Annotated in this window: 18 protein-coding genes; 12 read left to right on the forward strand and 6 right to left on the reverse strand. The window is 41.9% G+C overall.

What is annotated here, in order from left to right; translation table 11 throughout:
* Positions 1-28: 28 nt before the first annotated feature.
* Positions 29-949, reverse strand: a complete 921-nt coding sequence (locus IMZ31_RS06725) for a DUF1002 domain-containing protein (protein WP_207529788.1) — start codon at positions 947-949, stop codon at positions 29-31.
* 367 nt (positions 950-1,316) lie between these two features.
* Here IMZ31_RS06725 and IMZ31_RS06730 point away from each other — a divergent pair, with 367 nt between their 5' ends.
* Complete coding sequence (locus tag IMZ31_RS06730) at positions 1,317-2,207, forward strand: vanadium-dependent haloperoxidase (protein WP_207529789.1); 891 nt, start codon at positions 1,317-1,319, stop codon at positions 2,205-2,207.
* Positions 2,208-2,291: 84 nt separating this feature from the next.
* Here IMZ31_RS06730 and IMZ31_RS06735 read toward each other — a convergent pair whose 3' ends face one another.
* Positions 2,292-2,801, reverse strand: a complete 510-nt coding sequence (locus IMZ31_RS06735; protein WP_207529790.1) for a LiaF transmembrane domain-containing protein — start codon at positions 2,799-2,801, stop codon at positions 2,292-2,294.
* 30 nt (positions 2,802-2,831) lie between these two features.
* Positions 2,832-3,347, reverse strand: a complete 516-nt coding sequence (locus IMZ31_RS06740; RefSeq protein WP_207529791.1) for a ribonuclease H-like YkuK family protein — start codon at positions 3,345-3,347, stop codon at positions 2,832-2,834.
* A gap of 214 nt (positions 3,348-3,561) precedes the next feature.
* Between IMZ31_RS06740 and ggt the strand changes: the two genes are divergently transcribed.
* The 5 genes from ggt to IMZ31_RS06765 all read left to right on the forward strand — a co-directional run bounded on the left by ggt (position 3,562) and on the right by IMZ31_RS06765 (position 7,967).
* Entirely contained in the window at positions 3,562-5,172 is a 1,611-nt protein-coding gene (gene ggt, locus IMZ31_RS06745; protein WP_207529792.1) for a gamma-glutamyltransferase, read from the forward strand.
* A 327-nt stretch (positions 5,173-5,499) separates the two neighbouring features.
* Complete coding sequence (locus IMZ31_RS06750; protein ID WP_207529793.1) at positions 5,500-6,051, forward strand: chromate transporter; 552 nt, start codon at positions 5,500-5,502, stop codon at positions 6,049-6,051.
* Positions 6,048-6,578 carry a chromate transporter gene (locus IMZ31_RS06755; protein WP_207529794.1) on the forward strand — a complete coding sequence of 177 codons (531 nt, stop codon included), beginning with the start codon at positions 6,048-6,050 and terminating at the stop codon, positions 6,576-6,578. The genes IMZ31_RS06750 and IMZ31_RS06755 overlap by 4 nt, the downstream gene beginning before the upstream one ends.
* A gap of 175 nt (positions 6,579-6,753) precedes the next feature.
* The gene (locus IMZ31_RS06760) at positions 6,754-7,416 is read left to right on the forward strand and encodes a DsbA family protein (RefSeq protein ID WP_207529795.1); all 663 of its coding nucleotides are present in this window, start codon (positions 6,754-6,756) and stop codon (positions 7,414-7,416) included.
* A 128-nt stretch (positions 7,417-7,544) separates the two neighbouring features.
* Positions 7,545-7,967: an Hsp20/alpha crystallin family protein gene (locus IMZ31_RS06765; RefSeq protein ID WP_207529796.1), complete on the forward strand. Its 423-nt coding sequence runs from the start codon at positions 7,545-7,547 to the stop codon at positions 7,965-7,967.
* Positions 7,968-8,009: 42 nt separating this feature from the next.
* On the opposite strand, the gene rpiA is transcribed toward IMZ31_RS06765, so the two are convergent.
* Entirely contained in the window at positions 8,010-8,705 is a 696-nt protein-coding gene (gene rpiA, locus IMZ31_RS06770) for a ribose 5-phosphate isomerase A (protein WP_207529797.1), read from the reverse strand.
* Between the two features lie 126 nt (positions 8,706-8,831).
* Entirely contained in the window at positions 8,832-8,999 is a 168-nt protein-coding gene (ytzI, locus tag IMZ31_RS06775) for a YtzI protein (RefSeq protein WP_207529798.1), read from the reverse strand.
* 269 nt (positions 9,000-9,268) lie between these two features.
* Between ytzI and dapF the strand changes: the two genes are divergently transcribed.
* The 6 genes from dapF (at position 9,269) to IMZ31_RS06805 (ending at position 14,196) form a co-directional block, all read left to right on the forward strand.
* Positions 9,269-10,240 (forward strand): diaminopimelate epimerase, encoded by a 972-nt coding sequence (gene dapF, locus IMZ31_RS06780; protein WP_207529799.1) that lies wholly within the window; start codon positions 9,269-9,271, stop codon positions 10,238-10,240.
* 103 nt (positions 10,241-10,343) lie between these two features.
* The gene (locus IMZ31_RS06785; protein WP_207529800.1) at positions 10,344-10,625 is read left to right on the forward strand and encodes a hypothetical protein; all 282 of its coding nucleotides are present in this window, start codon (positions 10,344-10,346) and stop codon (positions 10,623-10,625) included.
* Positions 10,626-10,668: 43 nt separating this feature from the next.
* Positions 10,669-10,893 (forward strand): DUF3892 domain-containing protein, encoded by a 225-nt coding sequence (locus IMZ31_RS06790; protein WP_207529801.1) that lies wholly within the window; start codon positions 10,669-10,671, stop codon positions 10,891-10,893.
* A gap of 282 nt (positions 10,894-11,175) precedes the next feature.
* Positions 11,176-11,544: a hypothetical protein gene (locus IMZ31_RS06795; protein WP_207529802.1), complete on the forward strand. Its 369-nt coding sequence runs from the start codon at positions 11,176-11,178 to the stop codon at positions 11,542-11,544.
* A gap of 110 nt (positions 11,545-11,654) precedes the next feature.
* Entirely contained in the window at positions 11,655-12,071 is a 417-nt protein-coding gene (locus tag IMZ31_RS06800; RefSeq protein WP_207529803.1) for a hypothetical protein, read from the forward strand.
* A gap of 184 nt (positions 12,072-12,255) precedes the next feature.
* Positions 12,256-14,196, forward strand: coding sequence for an aconitate hydratase (locus IMZ31_RS06805; protein ID WP_207529804.1), 1,941 nt, complete (start codon positions 12,256-12,258; stop codon positions 14,194-14,196).
* A gap of 225 nt (positions 14,197-14,421) precedes the next feature.
* On the opposite strand, the gene IMZ31_RS06810 is transcribed toward IMZ31_RS06805, so the two are convergent.
* Positions 14,422-15,336, reverse strand: a complete 915-nt coding sequence (locus IMZ31_RS06810; RefSeq protein ID WP_207529805.1) for a S8 family peptidase — start codon at positions 15,334-15,336, stop codon at positions 14,422-14,424.
* Positions 15,337-15,390: the final 54 nt, after the last annotated feature.

The following is a 15,390-nucleotide window of genomic DNA, read 5'->3' on the forward strand; positions in this document are numbered from 1 at the left end:
AAGGACGCTTATATAAGCGTCCTTTTCCTTAGGCAAAAATATTTCTGATTCCATTAATTAACGAGCTAATTAGATCACTAATAGCATTTAAGATCTTTTCAAAGAAATTTGCTACGCTGTTCCAAAATCCTTCGTCATTTAATAGTTCCTTCGCACTTGCAGTAATATCTTCTAACTGCTTTTGAAGTTCATCGAAATTAATATTGAGTGAGCGAATTTGATCAAAGAGGTTGGTTAACAGTTCAACGTCTTCAGGGTTTAAGTTGATGTTAAGTGAATCCAACTGGTTTTGAACGATTCTTTCGACTTCTTCTCTTGTCGCAGGGTTTTGTTCTGCGATTTCTTTCTTAATTTGAGAGATGAGCTGACTCACTTCTTCTTTACTAATCCCAGACTCTTCTGCAAGTTTAGTAGCTACATCCAGTTCCTCACTAGCGACCTTCATTCGATCTGAGTCTAACTTAACTCCTTTTTCATCATATGCTTTATAAATCCCAGTTAAGGCAGAATGTCCACTTACTTTAACGGGGGACGCCACATCAACAGTGGCATCTGATACGCCTGCTGTTAAAAGGGCGTTTTTATACATTTCTTTCGTAACCTGCGTAATGTTATCAGGTGTTACTAGATTGACTGTTAACCCTGTTCCTTCTTCTTCAGGAGTAATTTTGACAGAAGAATACATCCTTGAATTGGGATTGCCACCAATGTAATTGGCGATATCCTGACCGTTTACACTATATTCGTCAACTGAATCGCGATTTTCTACATCTAATTGATTTCTTACTTCTTCTTCCTGAGCATCAGTCAGCGTTTCTCCGTAAACCACAATGGGCACGCCTAACTTCTCATTAATCCCCTCGCCATTTGATGTAGAAGCGGATACGGCTGGGGTTAGACTTACACATAATAGGAAAATTGCTGCAATGAATGATAACCATCGTTTCATATTCCACACACCTTTTCTTTTCATTCCTTTTTTATCTACCTTTTCAATGTACGTTCCGATCTTCGTATTAGAATCAGAACATATATGCTCATTACGACAAAACTCGAGGAAATCCTTTTTTGTATAAAGGATTCGGGATAAACTCTGTAAGAAGAACGTCCGTTACGAAATGAATGCAAAGAAGCATGGAGCTTTGAGGCTACATGCTTCCTATATGAATTACTTTAGCTTGAATTTCCATTTTATTCAATGGTTGACCTTTATATTTGTCCTTTAAACTTATTAAGAAGTGGGCCACTGAACTATACACTTTTACCGTTCACCCATAAATTAATTATAAGAAACTATGGAAAAGGTGAGGATCAAAATGAATAAACATGGTTATGAGCTATGGACAGAATTGCCCTATGCTGGTGAAAATCACCCACCTCTTAACCCCGAAACACCTCACTCTGGGTCATGGAGCACCTATTACGTGAAGCATAATAATGAAGGTGGCTTTTCAACAACAGATGGAAAACCAATCGTATTAGATATCCGTCATCCCAACACCATTAATTGGGATGCTCAATTAAACAGAGTGAAACGAACACTGTCTGAACTCACGCCTGAGGAAGAAGATATAGCCTATTATTGGTCTAGAGGTCCTGCAACGAAACAATGGACACCAATTGCAGACATTCTGATTGATACGTATGGTGTAGAAGCGCCGCGAGCTGGGAGAATATTAGCTGCCCTTCAAGCTGGAATAAATGATGCGTTTGTAGTCGCTTGGCACTTAAAATTTAAGTGGCTTGTGGCTCGTCCAAACCAACTAGATGATGAACTTGTTACGGTCATTTGTACACCAAGGCACCCATCCTACCCATCAGGTCATGCTGCCGTAGCCGGGACAGCTGAAGTGATTCTTAGTTACTTCTTTCCAGCAGAAAAACGTCGCCTTCGTGAATTAGCAGAAGAGTGTGCAACATCCAGGTTATATGCAGGTGTTCATTTTCCGATTGATAATGACGAGGGCTTAAGACTTGGAAGACAAATCGGTCAAATTGTCGTAAATGAGCTTCAGCAGGACTATGACTCAGAAGAGAACCCTGTGGACATTCATTACCGGGAGAACAGGGGAGCTAAACTACTTCCGCCTCCTTACGAACAAGCGATTCTTTTTGATTTCAATGCTCCATGTGATTCATTAGTAGAGAATCAAACAAATTCTCACAAGAGGGAGAACAAGACTTCTAAACCAAAACTCTTCTTTTAACCTAAGTTCAATTTATATAAAAAGAAAACGCATGGCATTTCTAATGTGAAATACCATGCGTTTTCGTTCATGTGACATGGTCAGCTAAACCTTGTCAATCCCCTTCGTCTTTCTTCTCCCAAATAGTAAGTACAATCCGATGATGATAAAGATAACAGGCCATAATCGTCCAACTGCAGACATGAGCATTTCACCCCATGAAAAGACTGCAATACCAGTAAGGATGCTAATGGGGATTAGGAGTCCCTTCTCACGTTTGCCAAAGTACCAAAGTTCAAACAATCCAAAAGCAGGGGCTAGTAAATAGACAGGCCATGTGTACGCTGAATAAGTAAAGCCTGTTGCTGTTTCAAAAAAGAATAATAGACTGATGACAAGCAGAATGCCACCGGGTACAAGTAGACCGGCTAATTCCCTTTTTTGTCCTGACAAGAAAAATCCGGCGTGAAAGCCGACTGCAGGGAGTAAGATAAAAGCGGGCCAAGCTTCAGACGCGCTTGGCATTGGAATGATTTCTAAGTTTGCAAGGAGAATGAAAATGCCAGTTATCACAAAGATCAAGCCTGTAATAGCGTTGACGGGTTTTGTTTTCATTCAGATCGCTCCTTTACTAGAAAGGTAGGGTTATTTTGTATACCGATTGGCGTAACTTGAAGCGGCATAGGCATCTGGTTTAATTTTAACATTAATCCCCATCGCATCGATGCGTTCCGTCATGTCTTTGATGAGCTCTTTACTACGGCCTTTTGTCCCAATGTCGAGATGAATTTCAAATTGAAGAGCAGCGCCCTCCTTCTCATAGGGGGCTAAGATTTGTCCGAGACCTGCTAAGTATTCAGGTGTAAAGTGAAAGGCGATTTCTTGACTTAGCCATGTTTCAATAGATATTTTTTCTTTTAAACTCATGATTTTTCTGGAGACGGTGTGATTCCTTAGAGCTCCCCAGGCTCCTTTACCGATTCGGTGGATATGAATCGCTGTGATGAAGCGGGTGTGGCTTTTGTGTACGTGGGAGTCTGTACCTATGGACAAGCGATACTGATTGGCGGGGTCTTGTGCGATAAAGGATTCGATAGATTGAAGAACGTCTTCTGCAGTCATGTGTTGCTTAGATTGGTTGTAAAAGGTGGAGTATTCCATAATCTTTTCACCTCAAATTAAGTTTTGTCGGTGCTATTTATAGTATATTCGAATTTTGAAGGACATGTGCACCAAAGCAGATTCTTAACACAATTGTAGATATTCATTATTTCGTTTATCTAAATAATATGTCCAAATATATAGAAAATTGTCAGAAGAGTCTTTATAATGAGAAATAGAATGTTTACTAGAATGGGGATAGGTGGGGTTTACAATGAGTACAGATTATAATCATTATCCATATGGATCACAACGAATGACGACATTCGCTCAAAACGGAATGGTAGCTACGTCACAGCCTTTAGCAGCGCAAGCTGGACTAGATATTATGAAACAAGGTGGTAACGCCATTGACGCAGCAATCGCTACAGCGGCGTGTTTGACGGTGGTTGAACCGACATCAAATGGAATTGGTGGAGATGCGTTTGCCCTTGTATGGACGAAAGGGGAACTACATGGACTAAATGCGAGCGGACCAGCCCCTAAGAGTCTATCCATTGATGCTGTTAAAGAGAAGGGGTACGAAGAAATCCCTGCTTTTGGCTTTATTCCTGTAACAGTTCCAGGTGTGCCTGCAGGTTGGGCGGAGCTTTCAAAGCGCTTCGGGAAATTGCCTTTTAAAGAGGTCATTCAACCAGCAATTGAATACGCAGAAGAAGGCTTTCCAATCTCTCCGGTTCTCGGGAAGTTTTGGCAAGGCGCGTATAAGAAATTTAAAGAAACGTTAACAGATGAAGAATTTACATATTGGTTTGATACTTTTGCTCCTGACGGGAAAGCTCCTGAGATTGGTGAGGTGTGGAAGTCTAAAGGACATGCTGAAACGCTTCGATCGATCGCAGAGACAGAAGCAGAAAGTTTTTATCACGGGGAAATAGCTGATAAAATCGATCAATTTTCAAAAGAGCATGATGGGTTCTTAAGAAAAGAGGACTTAGAAGCGTTCTCACCAGAGTGGGTACAGCCGATTAAGGTCCATTACAAAGGATATGACGTTTGGGAGATCCCGCCGAATGGGCAGGGGTTAGCTGCACTTATGGCGCTTCGTACACTCGAAGATTATGATTTTAGAGAAAAAGAATCTGCTGAGACGTATCATAAAATGATAGAGGCCATGAAGCTTGCATTCGTAGATACTCAGAAGTACGTTACAGAAGAGAAAGAAATGTCAGTTTCCGTTGAAGATTTATTATCAAAAGCGTATGCGGATGAACGACGAAAGCTGATAGGTGAGGAAGCGATCACCCCAGAATCTGGAACTCCTCCAAAAGGGGGAACGGTGTATCTAGCAACAGCGGACAACGAAGGCAATATGGTATCCTTCATTCAGAGTAACTACATGGGCTTTGGATCTGGTTTAGTTGTACCAGGGACAGGGATTGCCCTTCAAAACAGAGGACATAACTTTTCCATGGATCCTGAACACGATAATGCCTTAAAAGGTGGAAAGCGAACGTATCACACCATTATCCCAGGTTTCCTCACAAAAGGAGATGAGCCGGTTGGACCATTTGGTGTAATGGGTGGCTTTATGCAGCCTCAAGGACACCTTCAAGTCGTCATGAATACAATTGACTTCCACCTCAATCCTCAAGCAGCTTTAGATGCACCGCGTTGGCAGTGGATGGAAGGCAAGACGGTTATGGTAGAACCTCAATTCCCGAATGCCATTGCTCAAATACTGGCGCGTAAAGGGCACCACATTAAGGTCGCACTAGATGGCGGTGGATTTGGACGTGGGCAGATTATATGGCGGAACCCAGACACCGGCGTCCTGCAAGGTGGAACAGAAGCAAGAACTGACGGAACGATCGCAGCCTGGTAAACTAGTGAAGGGGCATCCTTGTGCCTCTTCTTTTGTTTTTTAAGTCTTCCATATATGGAGGGTTATGTGGAAGACTGGAAGCAGAAGCTGAGATAAATTTAGCATAGTCCGTTACGGCAAAAGGCGCTCGGACTTGCTGGGGGACCACTCGCTTTCCTGCGGGGAGCTGGGGAGCCTCCTCGTTCGCTATCGCTCTCTGTGGGGTCTCCCCTAGGCTCCTTGTCCCGCGGGAGTCTCGCAGTCCCCCACCTTACACTCCACAAACGTTAACGGAAAAGTTATCTCATTTTAAAGACTAGAAAGATTAAGTATAGAAAGGAACTAACTATGAAAGCAGTGCATCTATTTCTGGCATTTTTTCGAGTAGGTATTTTAGGTTATGGCGGTGGACCGGCGTCGATTCCGCTTGTGCATAAGGAAGTGGTTGATAAGTATAATTGGATGAATGAGGATGAGTTCTCGGATCTCTTAGCACTGGCGAACACCCTTCCAGGGCCTGTTGCAACAAAGTTAGCAGGTTACATTGGCTACCGGGTTCAAGGCGTTCGTGGGATGCTAAACGCTACTTTAGCTGTGATGGTACCAACGATTGTTCTTATGATTGTTTTGTTAACATCCATCTCTTCTATAAAGGACCAAGCTTGGGTGCAGGGAATGACAGAGGCCGTTGTGCCGGTTGTTGGTGTCATGTTAGCGGTGTTAACGTGGCAGTTTTTAAAGAAATCAAAAAGTGGTCTTGGTTGGACTGTGACGCTTGTAATGGCTGTTGTGACTGGACTCCTAATGGAAGCAGCAGGTGTTCATCCTGGAATTATTATTGCAGCACTCCTCCTAGTAGCGATCTTTAAGAAAGATAAGAAAGCGGGGGATGCGCAATGATCTACTGGGAGATCTTTTTAGCCTTCTTTATTCCTGGAATTCTCGGTTATGGTGGTGGCCCGGCGTCGATTCCTCTTGTTGAAAACGAAGTTGTCGGCCGCTATGGATGGTTAACCGTCAATGAGTTTAGTGAGGTACTGGCGATGGGGAATGCGTTGCCAGGTCCAATTGCGACAAAGATGGCAGGGTATATTGGCTTTGAGGTAGGTGGTGTTATAGGAGCCACTGTAGGAGTGTTTGCAGCTGTGGCCCCGTCGCTCATCTTAATGATTGCCTTGCTTGGCTTATTGTACAAATACAAAGATTCTCCAAAAGTAAAACGTATGACTCTTTATGTGCGTCCAACGATTGCTGTATTGCTTGGAGTCATTGCTTTTCGCTTTTTCGTTACATCCTTTGAAGGGGGAGGAACCTTTCATACGATTCTTTTAATCGCTCTTAGTTACGTGTTACTTGAGAGGGTGAAAGTCCACCCGGCTTTCGTGATTGCAGGATCGCTTTTATATGGCGCATTATTCATGGGATGAAGTGTCACACAATTGTTGAAAAGGTAGCGGGGATTCGAGTGCTGCTCGCTTTCTCACAATCCCCAGAAGTATGATATCTTGACTCTTAGAGAAAAGTGTTCCTATAATAGCCTCGAGTGTAGAATTAAAAAATACATATTCAATAGAATCGTGAAACCAAGAAGGGTGAGGAAACATGGCGAAGACAAAACAAAAAAGCAGCAACGCTTGGATTTATTGGATGATCGGAATTGTCATAGTAGCGGTCGTTCTTATAGTATTCATCGATCGACAAATGTCAGATAATAGCGCAGAATCCATCTCTTATGAAAATCAACCATACATTGGCGAAGAAGATGCTCCTGTAACGATGATTGAGTTTTATGACTATTTATGTCCGCACTGCCATGATTATCAGGAAGCAGCCATTCCGGAAATTAAACAGAAGTTAGTGGATACAGGGAAAGCTAAACTTTACTTAGTTAACCACGCTTTTATTGGTGACTCTGATAAAGCAGCAAAATTTGCTGAAGTTGTCTATCAAGAATTAGGCAACGACACATTTTTTAAGTTTCATGAACACCTTATGAGTGAGAGGGTTCAAGAAGCAGGTACTTTCACTAATGAATACCTTAAAGATGCTTTAAGCACAGTTGTGGAAGATGACTCAAAAGTTGAATCGGTTATGTCGGCCTATGAAGATGGGGCTGGTGAAGAAGCTTTATCATCAGATAAGGAGATCGTTTCTGATCTAGGTGTTACATCAACGCCAACACTTGTTGTAGATGGAGAGATTTTCGAAGGTGGCACTTTTGAAGAATTAGAAAAAGCTGTTGAGGAAGCGGCTGAAGAAAAATAGAGATATACGTTTAGGAGGGCATCTTGATAAGGTGCTCTTTTTTTGTGGGATTCTTGGGCAAGTGTCTAGTCACTTTTCTTTCTTGTGCATAGGCTGAAGCATAGAGCTTTGCAGGGAGGAGTTTAGTTATGGGTCAATCGAATAAACCAGCTCGCGGAAAGAGTATGTTCGATGAGCTGTTTCAGATTAACCCCAACCGTTCTTTTTTAGATGCGATTGATGATTTCTTTACAGAATCGTTTCAAGGTGGGTCTGGGGTAAAGATAGACGATACGAAGTCAAGATTTACAGTGTGGGTAGAGCTTCCTGGTGTAGCGAAAGAAAATATTGATATTGAACTGTATGACCAAAGTTTGCGCATTGCAGTAGATCATAATGAATCCATTTCTGAATCAACAACGGGCTATTTCAGGCGTTCACAAACCCATTTTGAAAGGAATATCTCACTTCCGGATAATATTATTGTCCGTGATATGAAAGCTAAACATCAAGACGGTATCTTAGGAGTATCTTTTCCAAAAAGAAGAGGTAAAAAGATTGAGATTGAATAGTGAAAAGCGCTTTGCCCGTTTCAGAGCAAAGCGCTTTTTTCGTCAGGATAAAATGTTGACTTTGTATTGTTGAAATAGGCCTGACTCGATTACCCCCGGTAGCTTTTTGAGAGTGGACTCTAAGTCAGGTGCGATGGTAGTGAAGTGAACATCTAAAATGACGTTGCCGGCTTCTGTTAGAACAGGGCCATCTTTTGATTTGGCCATTCTTAGGGAGACGGATTCTACAGGGAGTTCCTCTAAACGAGATTCAACTAAATGGATGGCTCTTGAGTCCACCTCAAGTGGAACGGGGTGTTTTGAGCCTAATACGTCAACGAATTTAGACTCATCAACAAGGATGTAGGTTTCGCTGCTGCTTGCGATTACAAGCTTCTCATGAAACATGGCACCACCGCGTCCCTTTATAAGGTGATGGATAGGGTCGACTTCATCTGCTCCATCAAAAGCCCAGTCAGGTTTGGCGGATGCAAGAGAAGTGGTAGGTATACCGAGAATACTACATGTTAAGGCGACTTCGTGTGAAGTGGGGATCGCTTGGACAGACAATTGTTGGTCTTTAATCTTTCGCGCAATGGATTGAATAGCTAAAAAAGCTGTTGATCCTGATCCTACGCCGATGACGTCACCGTCTTTTACACGTTCAGCCATTCTATTGGCTACTTGTTGCTTTGCATCCTTATTTGAAATCTCGCTTGACCATTGAAGATCGCTTGCAAGTGAATTATGCCAGGGCATAGGGATTCCTCCTTTTTTGGGTGGTTTTCCCTAAACCTTAGTGTTTCATTCCTGAATTACGAATCTTAGAGGGAAATGTTAGTGAAGATTAAAAAATCGCCTTCTTACTATAAAGGAGGCGAAGCGTTATTCAGCAGTTTTATGAGTCGTGTCATGATTACTGTGGTCCTCATAAGGATTGTCTGGTAACGGATCTACGGTTTCTGTATGATTATAGCCAGCTGAGATCGTGGCCATTGTAAGGGCTAATACAGCGATCATGATGATAAGGCAGATAACAATTACTCCTACCACCGACATGACCTCCTTATACATAATCTCGAAAACTATGAAAACACTTCCATTGTATCACACCCTAACTACGAATGAAATACCAATCGCTTTAGCGCTGTAAAGAAGCAACGCGTGCCAGGCACGCTTTAATGCTTTAGAGAAAGAGTGGGTGTCAGACACCCTTTAGTGCTGTAAAGTTTAGATAAAGTTCAGGTGGCTTCTCTTGAAAATTAGCTGAGAAAAGGGGAGAATGAGAGGTAATGTAGTTAACTGTGAAGGAGTGTTTTGGATTGAATATTGAGATTTTGAAGTGCCATGGGTCAAATAATGATTTTGTATTAATAGATGAAATGACAGGAGCTTATTCCTTTGGTGAAGAAGATCGGGTAAAGATTGCCAAAGCGTTATGCAATCGAGAAGGGATTGTTGGCGCTGATGGCATCCTTTTTGTGTTAAATAGTGATGTAGCAGAAGCTCAAATGCGTATGTTTAACCCGGACGGATCAGAAGCTGAAATGTGTGGAAATGGTCTGCGTTGTGTAGCTCGTTACGTGACAGAGAAATTAGGGAAAGATGAAATTGTGATTGAAACTCCAGAAGCGAATTTACCTGTTGTGAAGCGAGAGGAAATGTATGAAGACATTCCTTCCTTTGAAGTAAACATTGAGCCTGTATCCTTTGAAACATCTTCATTGCCTTTACAGTCATCGCATCAGATTCATATTGAGCAGCCAATCCCTACTTTATCTAAAGATTTAACATTTACTGCTTTAAGTGTACCCAATCCTCATCTAATAACAGTCGTGCCTGAAGTGCATGATGAAAATCTCTCTTGGTTAGGAAAAGTAGCCAATCAGGATAAAGAACTTCTTCCAAATGGAGTTAATGTGAGTTATGTTCAACCACTTGGTGATCAGAAAATTTTTGTACGCACCTACGAGCGCGGTGTTGGGCTAACAAATGCATGTGGAACAGCAATGTCTGCCTCTGCACTTACAACGGTCATTGTAGAGATGAATCAATTGAATGAAGAAATCTTCGTTTTTAACCGTGGCGGTTTCGTTATTTGCACGGCTTTAAAAAATGGAGATGATTATGTTATTAAACTTCGTGGAAATGCTACTTATGTTTATTCATCAACGATTCAGCTAGATGAAGCATCGAGTGAAATTAAAGAAGTAAAGGATCGTACGCTGTTTGAAGCAGAGAACCATGCCTATGCTAAAATGCAGTCATACGCACAGGAGCAAATTACGTTATAATGAGAAAATAGCCCTCCCCATTTAAACGGGAGGCTTTTTCATGCAAAATGAACAGGTGCAATGATATAATGAGCAAGAAATTATGATTATATGGAGCGTTGTTATGATTACAACTTTAATATGGGTCGCACTTATCATAAGTATTGTTATTACAATTTTTCGAGCTATTCGACGCAAAAGGAAATATGGGAAGGTTGGGGGATTTAAGAGTTACTTAACCTCAATCAGTTTGTATGCGGTGGCTGTAGTCAATTTGATTGCCGCTCATATGGAATCTCTCGGGATCGTGAGCTGGGTGCTTACACTTATTTTTATTCTGTTAGGAGCGTACTTCACAAAATTTATCCCAGTCGAAGAGAAGTCTCCATTTGTAAAGGATTCATAAAGTCGTGCGTATTGCCTCATACTATGTGTAGGAGGCGATGTAGATGAGTGAGAAAATCGTAGCAGTCCGAAAAAATGACCAGGGTTCGATCGTAGAGATGAAATTATCATCAGGTCAGGTAGTTGGGTATAAAGAAGCCCAACAAATGGCTCGCGATGGCATGCTAGAGCATGTGAATTTAATTCGTGGCAAGGACAGCGAAGAACATCTGCGAAGCGAACCAGACGGCGATCCAACAAACAATTTAGCTAATTTACCACTATTTTAAAGAACCAAAACCTCTGGCCAAAAGCCAGAGGTTTTTTGCGTAGTAAAGAACTAAAGGGTGTCTGGCACCGTGTAGTACTTTAATGCGTTAAAGGGTGTCTGGCGCCGTTTAGTGCGTTAAAGTGATAAACGTTTGAGCATTGATACAATGGGATTTTTTGAAGGGGGTTGCTTTTTTTGGTAATAGGTTTTATTATCAGTTAAAATAGGGATATTATTTGGGAGAACGTACTGTTGAGGTAATGATTTCAAATAGCAGGGACATCGAAAGAGGGTGACATAGGTGGAGCGGATCTCTTTTATTCAAATGTTAAGTGCGCGGTTTGATGAAGAGCTAGTCAATTATGCTGAAAAACACGATGCATTAAAAGAACCTAAAGTGAAAAATTGGGACCCGATGAAAGCGGAGGGCTTATATGAGTTAATGCGGTTCGACTGGAAACAAGACGAGGACGAAGTATGGTCTTGGATTCTGAAAGAATGGCAGTTTTGGAAAAAAGCAAAAGCTCATAATAATATCGTGTTGATACGAGGTTCTAAGTACTTTCAAGCTCTCCATCCAGAGAGTAGCGGAATGCACGTTTGGTGGACATTGTTCGATGAAATTGTACTTGAAGTATTACGTCAAAAAGTAAAATGGTACAATAATTAAGAAGCTGCTTTCGGATGGAAGCAGTTTTTTGGTGCTTGTCTGAACGACTTAGACTGTTAGAAAGCAAAAGCAATCAAGATTCATATATAAAGAAAGAAGAGGTGGGAAAGATGCAGCTGGAGGCATTCACTAGAGTGTTCGAAGACTACACGGATTCCATACATAACTCATTACATATAACCTTTTCCTTTAACGGTGATTATCAGATTGCTATTGGAAAGGGTGAGAATCAAAAGATGGTGTCTCTTACGCTAGAGCACCTTCAACTTCTTTATCAATCCATAGGAGACCATCTGGATCGTCATGCATTCAGAAGTCAGTTGATGGAGGACATCGTACAGTATGCTTTAAGTATTCCGACTATTGATGGGCTGCGTAGCTTTTTGAGGGAAGTGGATCAAGTTGAAGGGATTGAAGTGACTGAAATCGGAGAAAGGATTAAGAACAAGTCTCCGGCTTTCATGTTTGATTTTTTGGATTCACTAATCAATGAGGTTGTAAATGGGAGACAAACAGCAGAATCATAATTTATAGAAGACCCCTTAAAGGGTCTTTTTTTTTGTTGCCTCTTTGTGGTCAACATAAAGCACACCACGATTGTACAAAAATTGTAATTTTACAGTAAACAATAGATTGATGGTATCGATTACAGGGTAAAGAATAAATAGAAAATTGAGAAGAAAAGGGACAAGTACATGAAGGAGGCCAATGATGGGATACAATGTAACCCAGAAGTTAATTCAGGATCATCTTGTAAAGGGAGAAATGAAGCCTGGTGACGAGATCGGGCTAAAGATTGATCAAACGTTAACCCAGGATGCTACAGGAACGATGGTCATGCTTGAACTTGAAGCGATGGGGCTTGACTATCGTAAGACGGAAGCATCAGCACAATATGTGGATCATAACTTAATTCAAGAAGATAGTAAGAATCCGGATGACCACTTATTCTTAGAAAGTGCAGCACAGCGATTTGGGCTACATTTCAGCCGTCCTGGAAATGGTGTCAGTCACCCGGTTCACATGCAGCGCCTGGCAAAACCAGGACAAACGCTACTTGGTTCAGATTCTCACACTTGTGCGAATGGCTGTATGGGTATGCTTGCGATGGGAGCAGGCGGAATTGACGTAGCCATGGCCATAGCAGGTGAACCATTTTACGTTAAGATGCCTGAAGTTTGGGGAGTGTATGTAAAGGGAGAACTTCCTGACTGGGTAGGTGCAAAGGACGTTATTCTTGAGATGCTTCGTCGCCATGATGTAAAAGGCGGAGTAGGAAAAGTAATTGAATACTATGGACCAGGTTTAAAAGAGTTATCTGCTATGGATCGCCACGTTATTGCAAACATGGGAGCAGAGCTAGGGGCGACAGGCACAGTATTCCCTTCCGATGATGTTGTGAAAGATTACTTAAAACGTCAAGAGCGGGAAGAAGACTGGATTGAGCTTGTGGCTGACAAGGACGCTGACTATGACGTGCACGAAACGATTAACTTGTCAGAACTTGAACCTCTAATCGCTAAACCTTCAAGCCCTGGTAACGTGGTCCCTGTCCGTGAAGTTGCAGGAGAGCCAATCTATCAATCTTATATAGGTTCCTCAGCTAATCCAGGATACCGTGATTTTGCTATAGCTGCAGAGATTGTAAAAGGAAAGTCCGTTGCAAATGGCGTATCGTTTGATCTTAATCCAACTTCTCGTCAAATGCTTCAGGACTTAGTAAAAGATAACCATATCGCAAGCCTTTTATCTAGTGGTGGCCGTTTACACCAGGCAGGTTGTAACGGATGTATTGGTATGGGACAAGCACCGGCGACTGGACGAAATAGCCTTCGTACAACGCCGCGTAACTTCCCAGGTCGTTCTGGTACCAAAGAAGACAGTGTGTTCCTTTGTGGACCGGAAACAGCAGCAGCTTCTGCATTGTATGGAAAGATTGTCGATCCACGAGACTTAGGAGAATACCCTAAAGTTGAAGAGCCAGCCCATCCTACAGTGGATACAAGCTTACTGGAGTATCCATTGCCAGAAGATGAGGCGAAGAAGGTAGAACTTGTGAAAGGTCCAAATATTGCTTCTATTCCTGAGATGGACGAGTTACCAGATCAGCTTGAGCTACCGATCTTACTGAAGATGGGAGATAACATTTCGACTGATGAAATTCTTGCTGGTGGTGCTCGCGTTCTTCCGTACCGCAGTAATCTTCCTGAGATCAGTAAATTCACTTTCGAAATTGTAGACGACACATACTACAACCGAGCGATGGACACGAAAGAACAAAGTGGTCATGCCATTGTTGGAGGATACAACTATGGACAAGGTTCAAGTCGGGAACACGCAGCTCTAGCTCCACGTTATCTAGGTCTTCGAGTAGCCATTGTTCAAGACTTTGCCCGCATCCATTGGCAAAATCTTGTGAACTTTGGGGTACTTCCTTTAACATTTGCAGAAAGTACTGAAGCGGAGAAAATCGAGCAAGGAGATGTCATTCAGTTTAGTGGATTGCGAGAAGCTATGAAGAATGGAGAAACCATTACTGCAAAACTTAAAGATAAGAATCAAGAAGTTCAATTACGACACACATTATCAAGTCGTCAAGTTGATATGATGCTAAAGGGTGGACTTATTAACTGGACGAAAGAAAAAGCCTAAATATAAGAAAAGAGACAGCTCTTGGCAGGGGGCTGTCTCTTTTTAATGGTAAGGGGATAAAATTTTCAGAGACTGTGTAAAGTATATAAATATAGAAGGGCATGTATTGACCATTTTTAGTACCATATCGTAAATATTGTCGAAACATTGCCTGGGAAATAGAAAACAAGTTATATCAACAAAAGCATACCCCGCAAACATTGAAAGAGGAGGGAAATGCCCTCCTTATTGACGTAAATCAATTAACCCATTTCCTTCAATACTTTTAGAGAGGCCTAGGTCTCGTGTATGCTTCACTAATAAAGCATAAAGTTCTGGTTCTGTAAGTGTACGTTCAAATTCCTTATTTCCTTTTTCGAGTAAAAGCGCTGCGGCGCCTGCTACGTGTGGTGTGGCCATAGAAGTGCCGGAGAGTTTGGCATATTGATTTCTAGGATAGGTGGAGATAATATCTACACCAGGTGCCACAAGATCAATTTCATCATTTGTGTTGGTGAAATCGGCCATCTGTCCCTCATAGTCAACAGCCCCTACTTGCACGACTTCTTTATAAAAGCCTGGATACATCTGTTCTGAGGTTCTGGCATTGCCATCGCCTTGATTACCAGCAGCACACACAATCAGAATATCTTGTTCGACTGCACGCTTTATAGCTTTATGAAGTAAAGAGTAGTCTCTGCTTCCACCGAAAGACATGGAAATAATTCGAACCTTTTCACCTCTTGGTCCTCTCCATCTAGTTGCGTACTGAATGGCTTGAATGATGGTTTGATAAGATGTTTCCCCGTTAGCATCAAATGCTTTCAAGATCAGTAACTTTGATTTTGGAGCTACACCCGCAACTCCTTTTCGATTCAAGGAAGCTGCAATCGTTCCAGCTACATGTGTTCCGTGCCCGTTTTCATCAGTAACATTTCTGCGGCTTCCCTTCGTAAAATTATGCCAGTCGATAATGGAATTCTCTAAATCAGGGTGATCAATTTGGCAACCAGAGTCAATAACGGCCACAACAGAACCTTCCCCTTCGATTCCCTCTTGCCACAATGTGTCAGCCCCAATCATCTCGATGCCTCTTGGAGCTTCGTCTTGTAGCTCTAATAATTCTTGCAGGTGAAATGGTATGAGTTTCATGTTTGACATATCTTAATTCCCCTTTGTATTGGTCCTACTGTATTACATTCAAAAGGGAATAAT

The sequence above is a fragment of the Pontibacillus sp. ALD_SL1 genome (genome assembly GCF_017355605.1).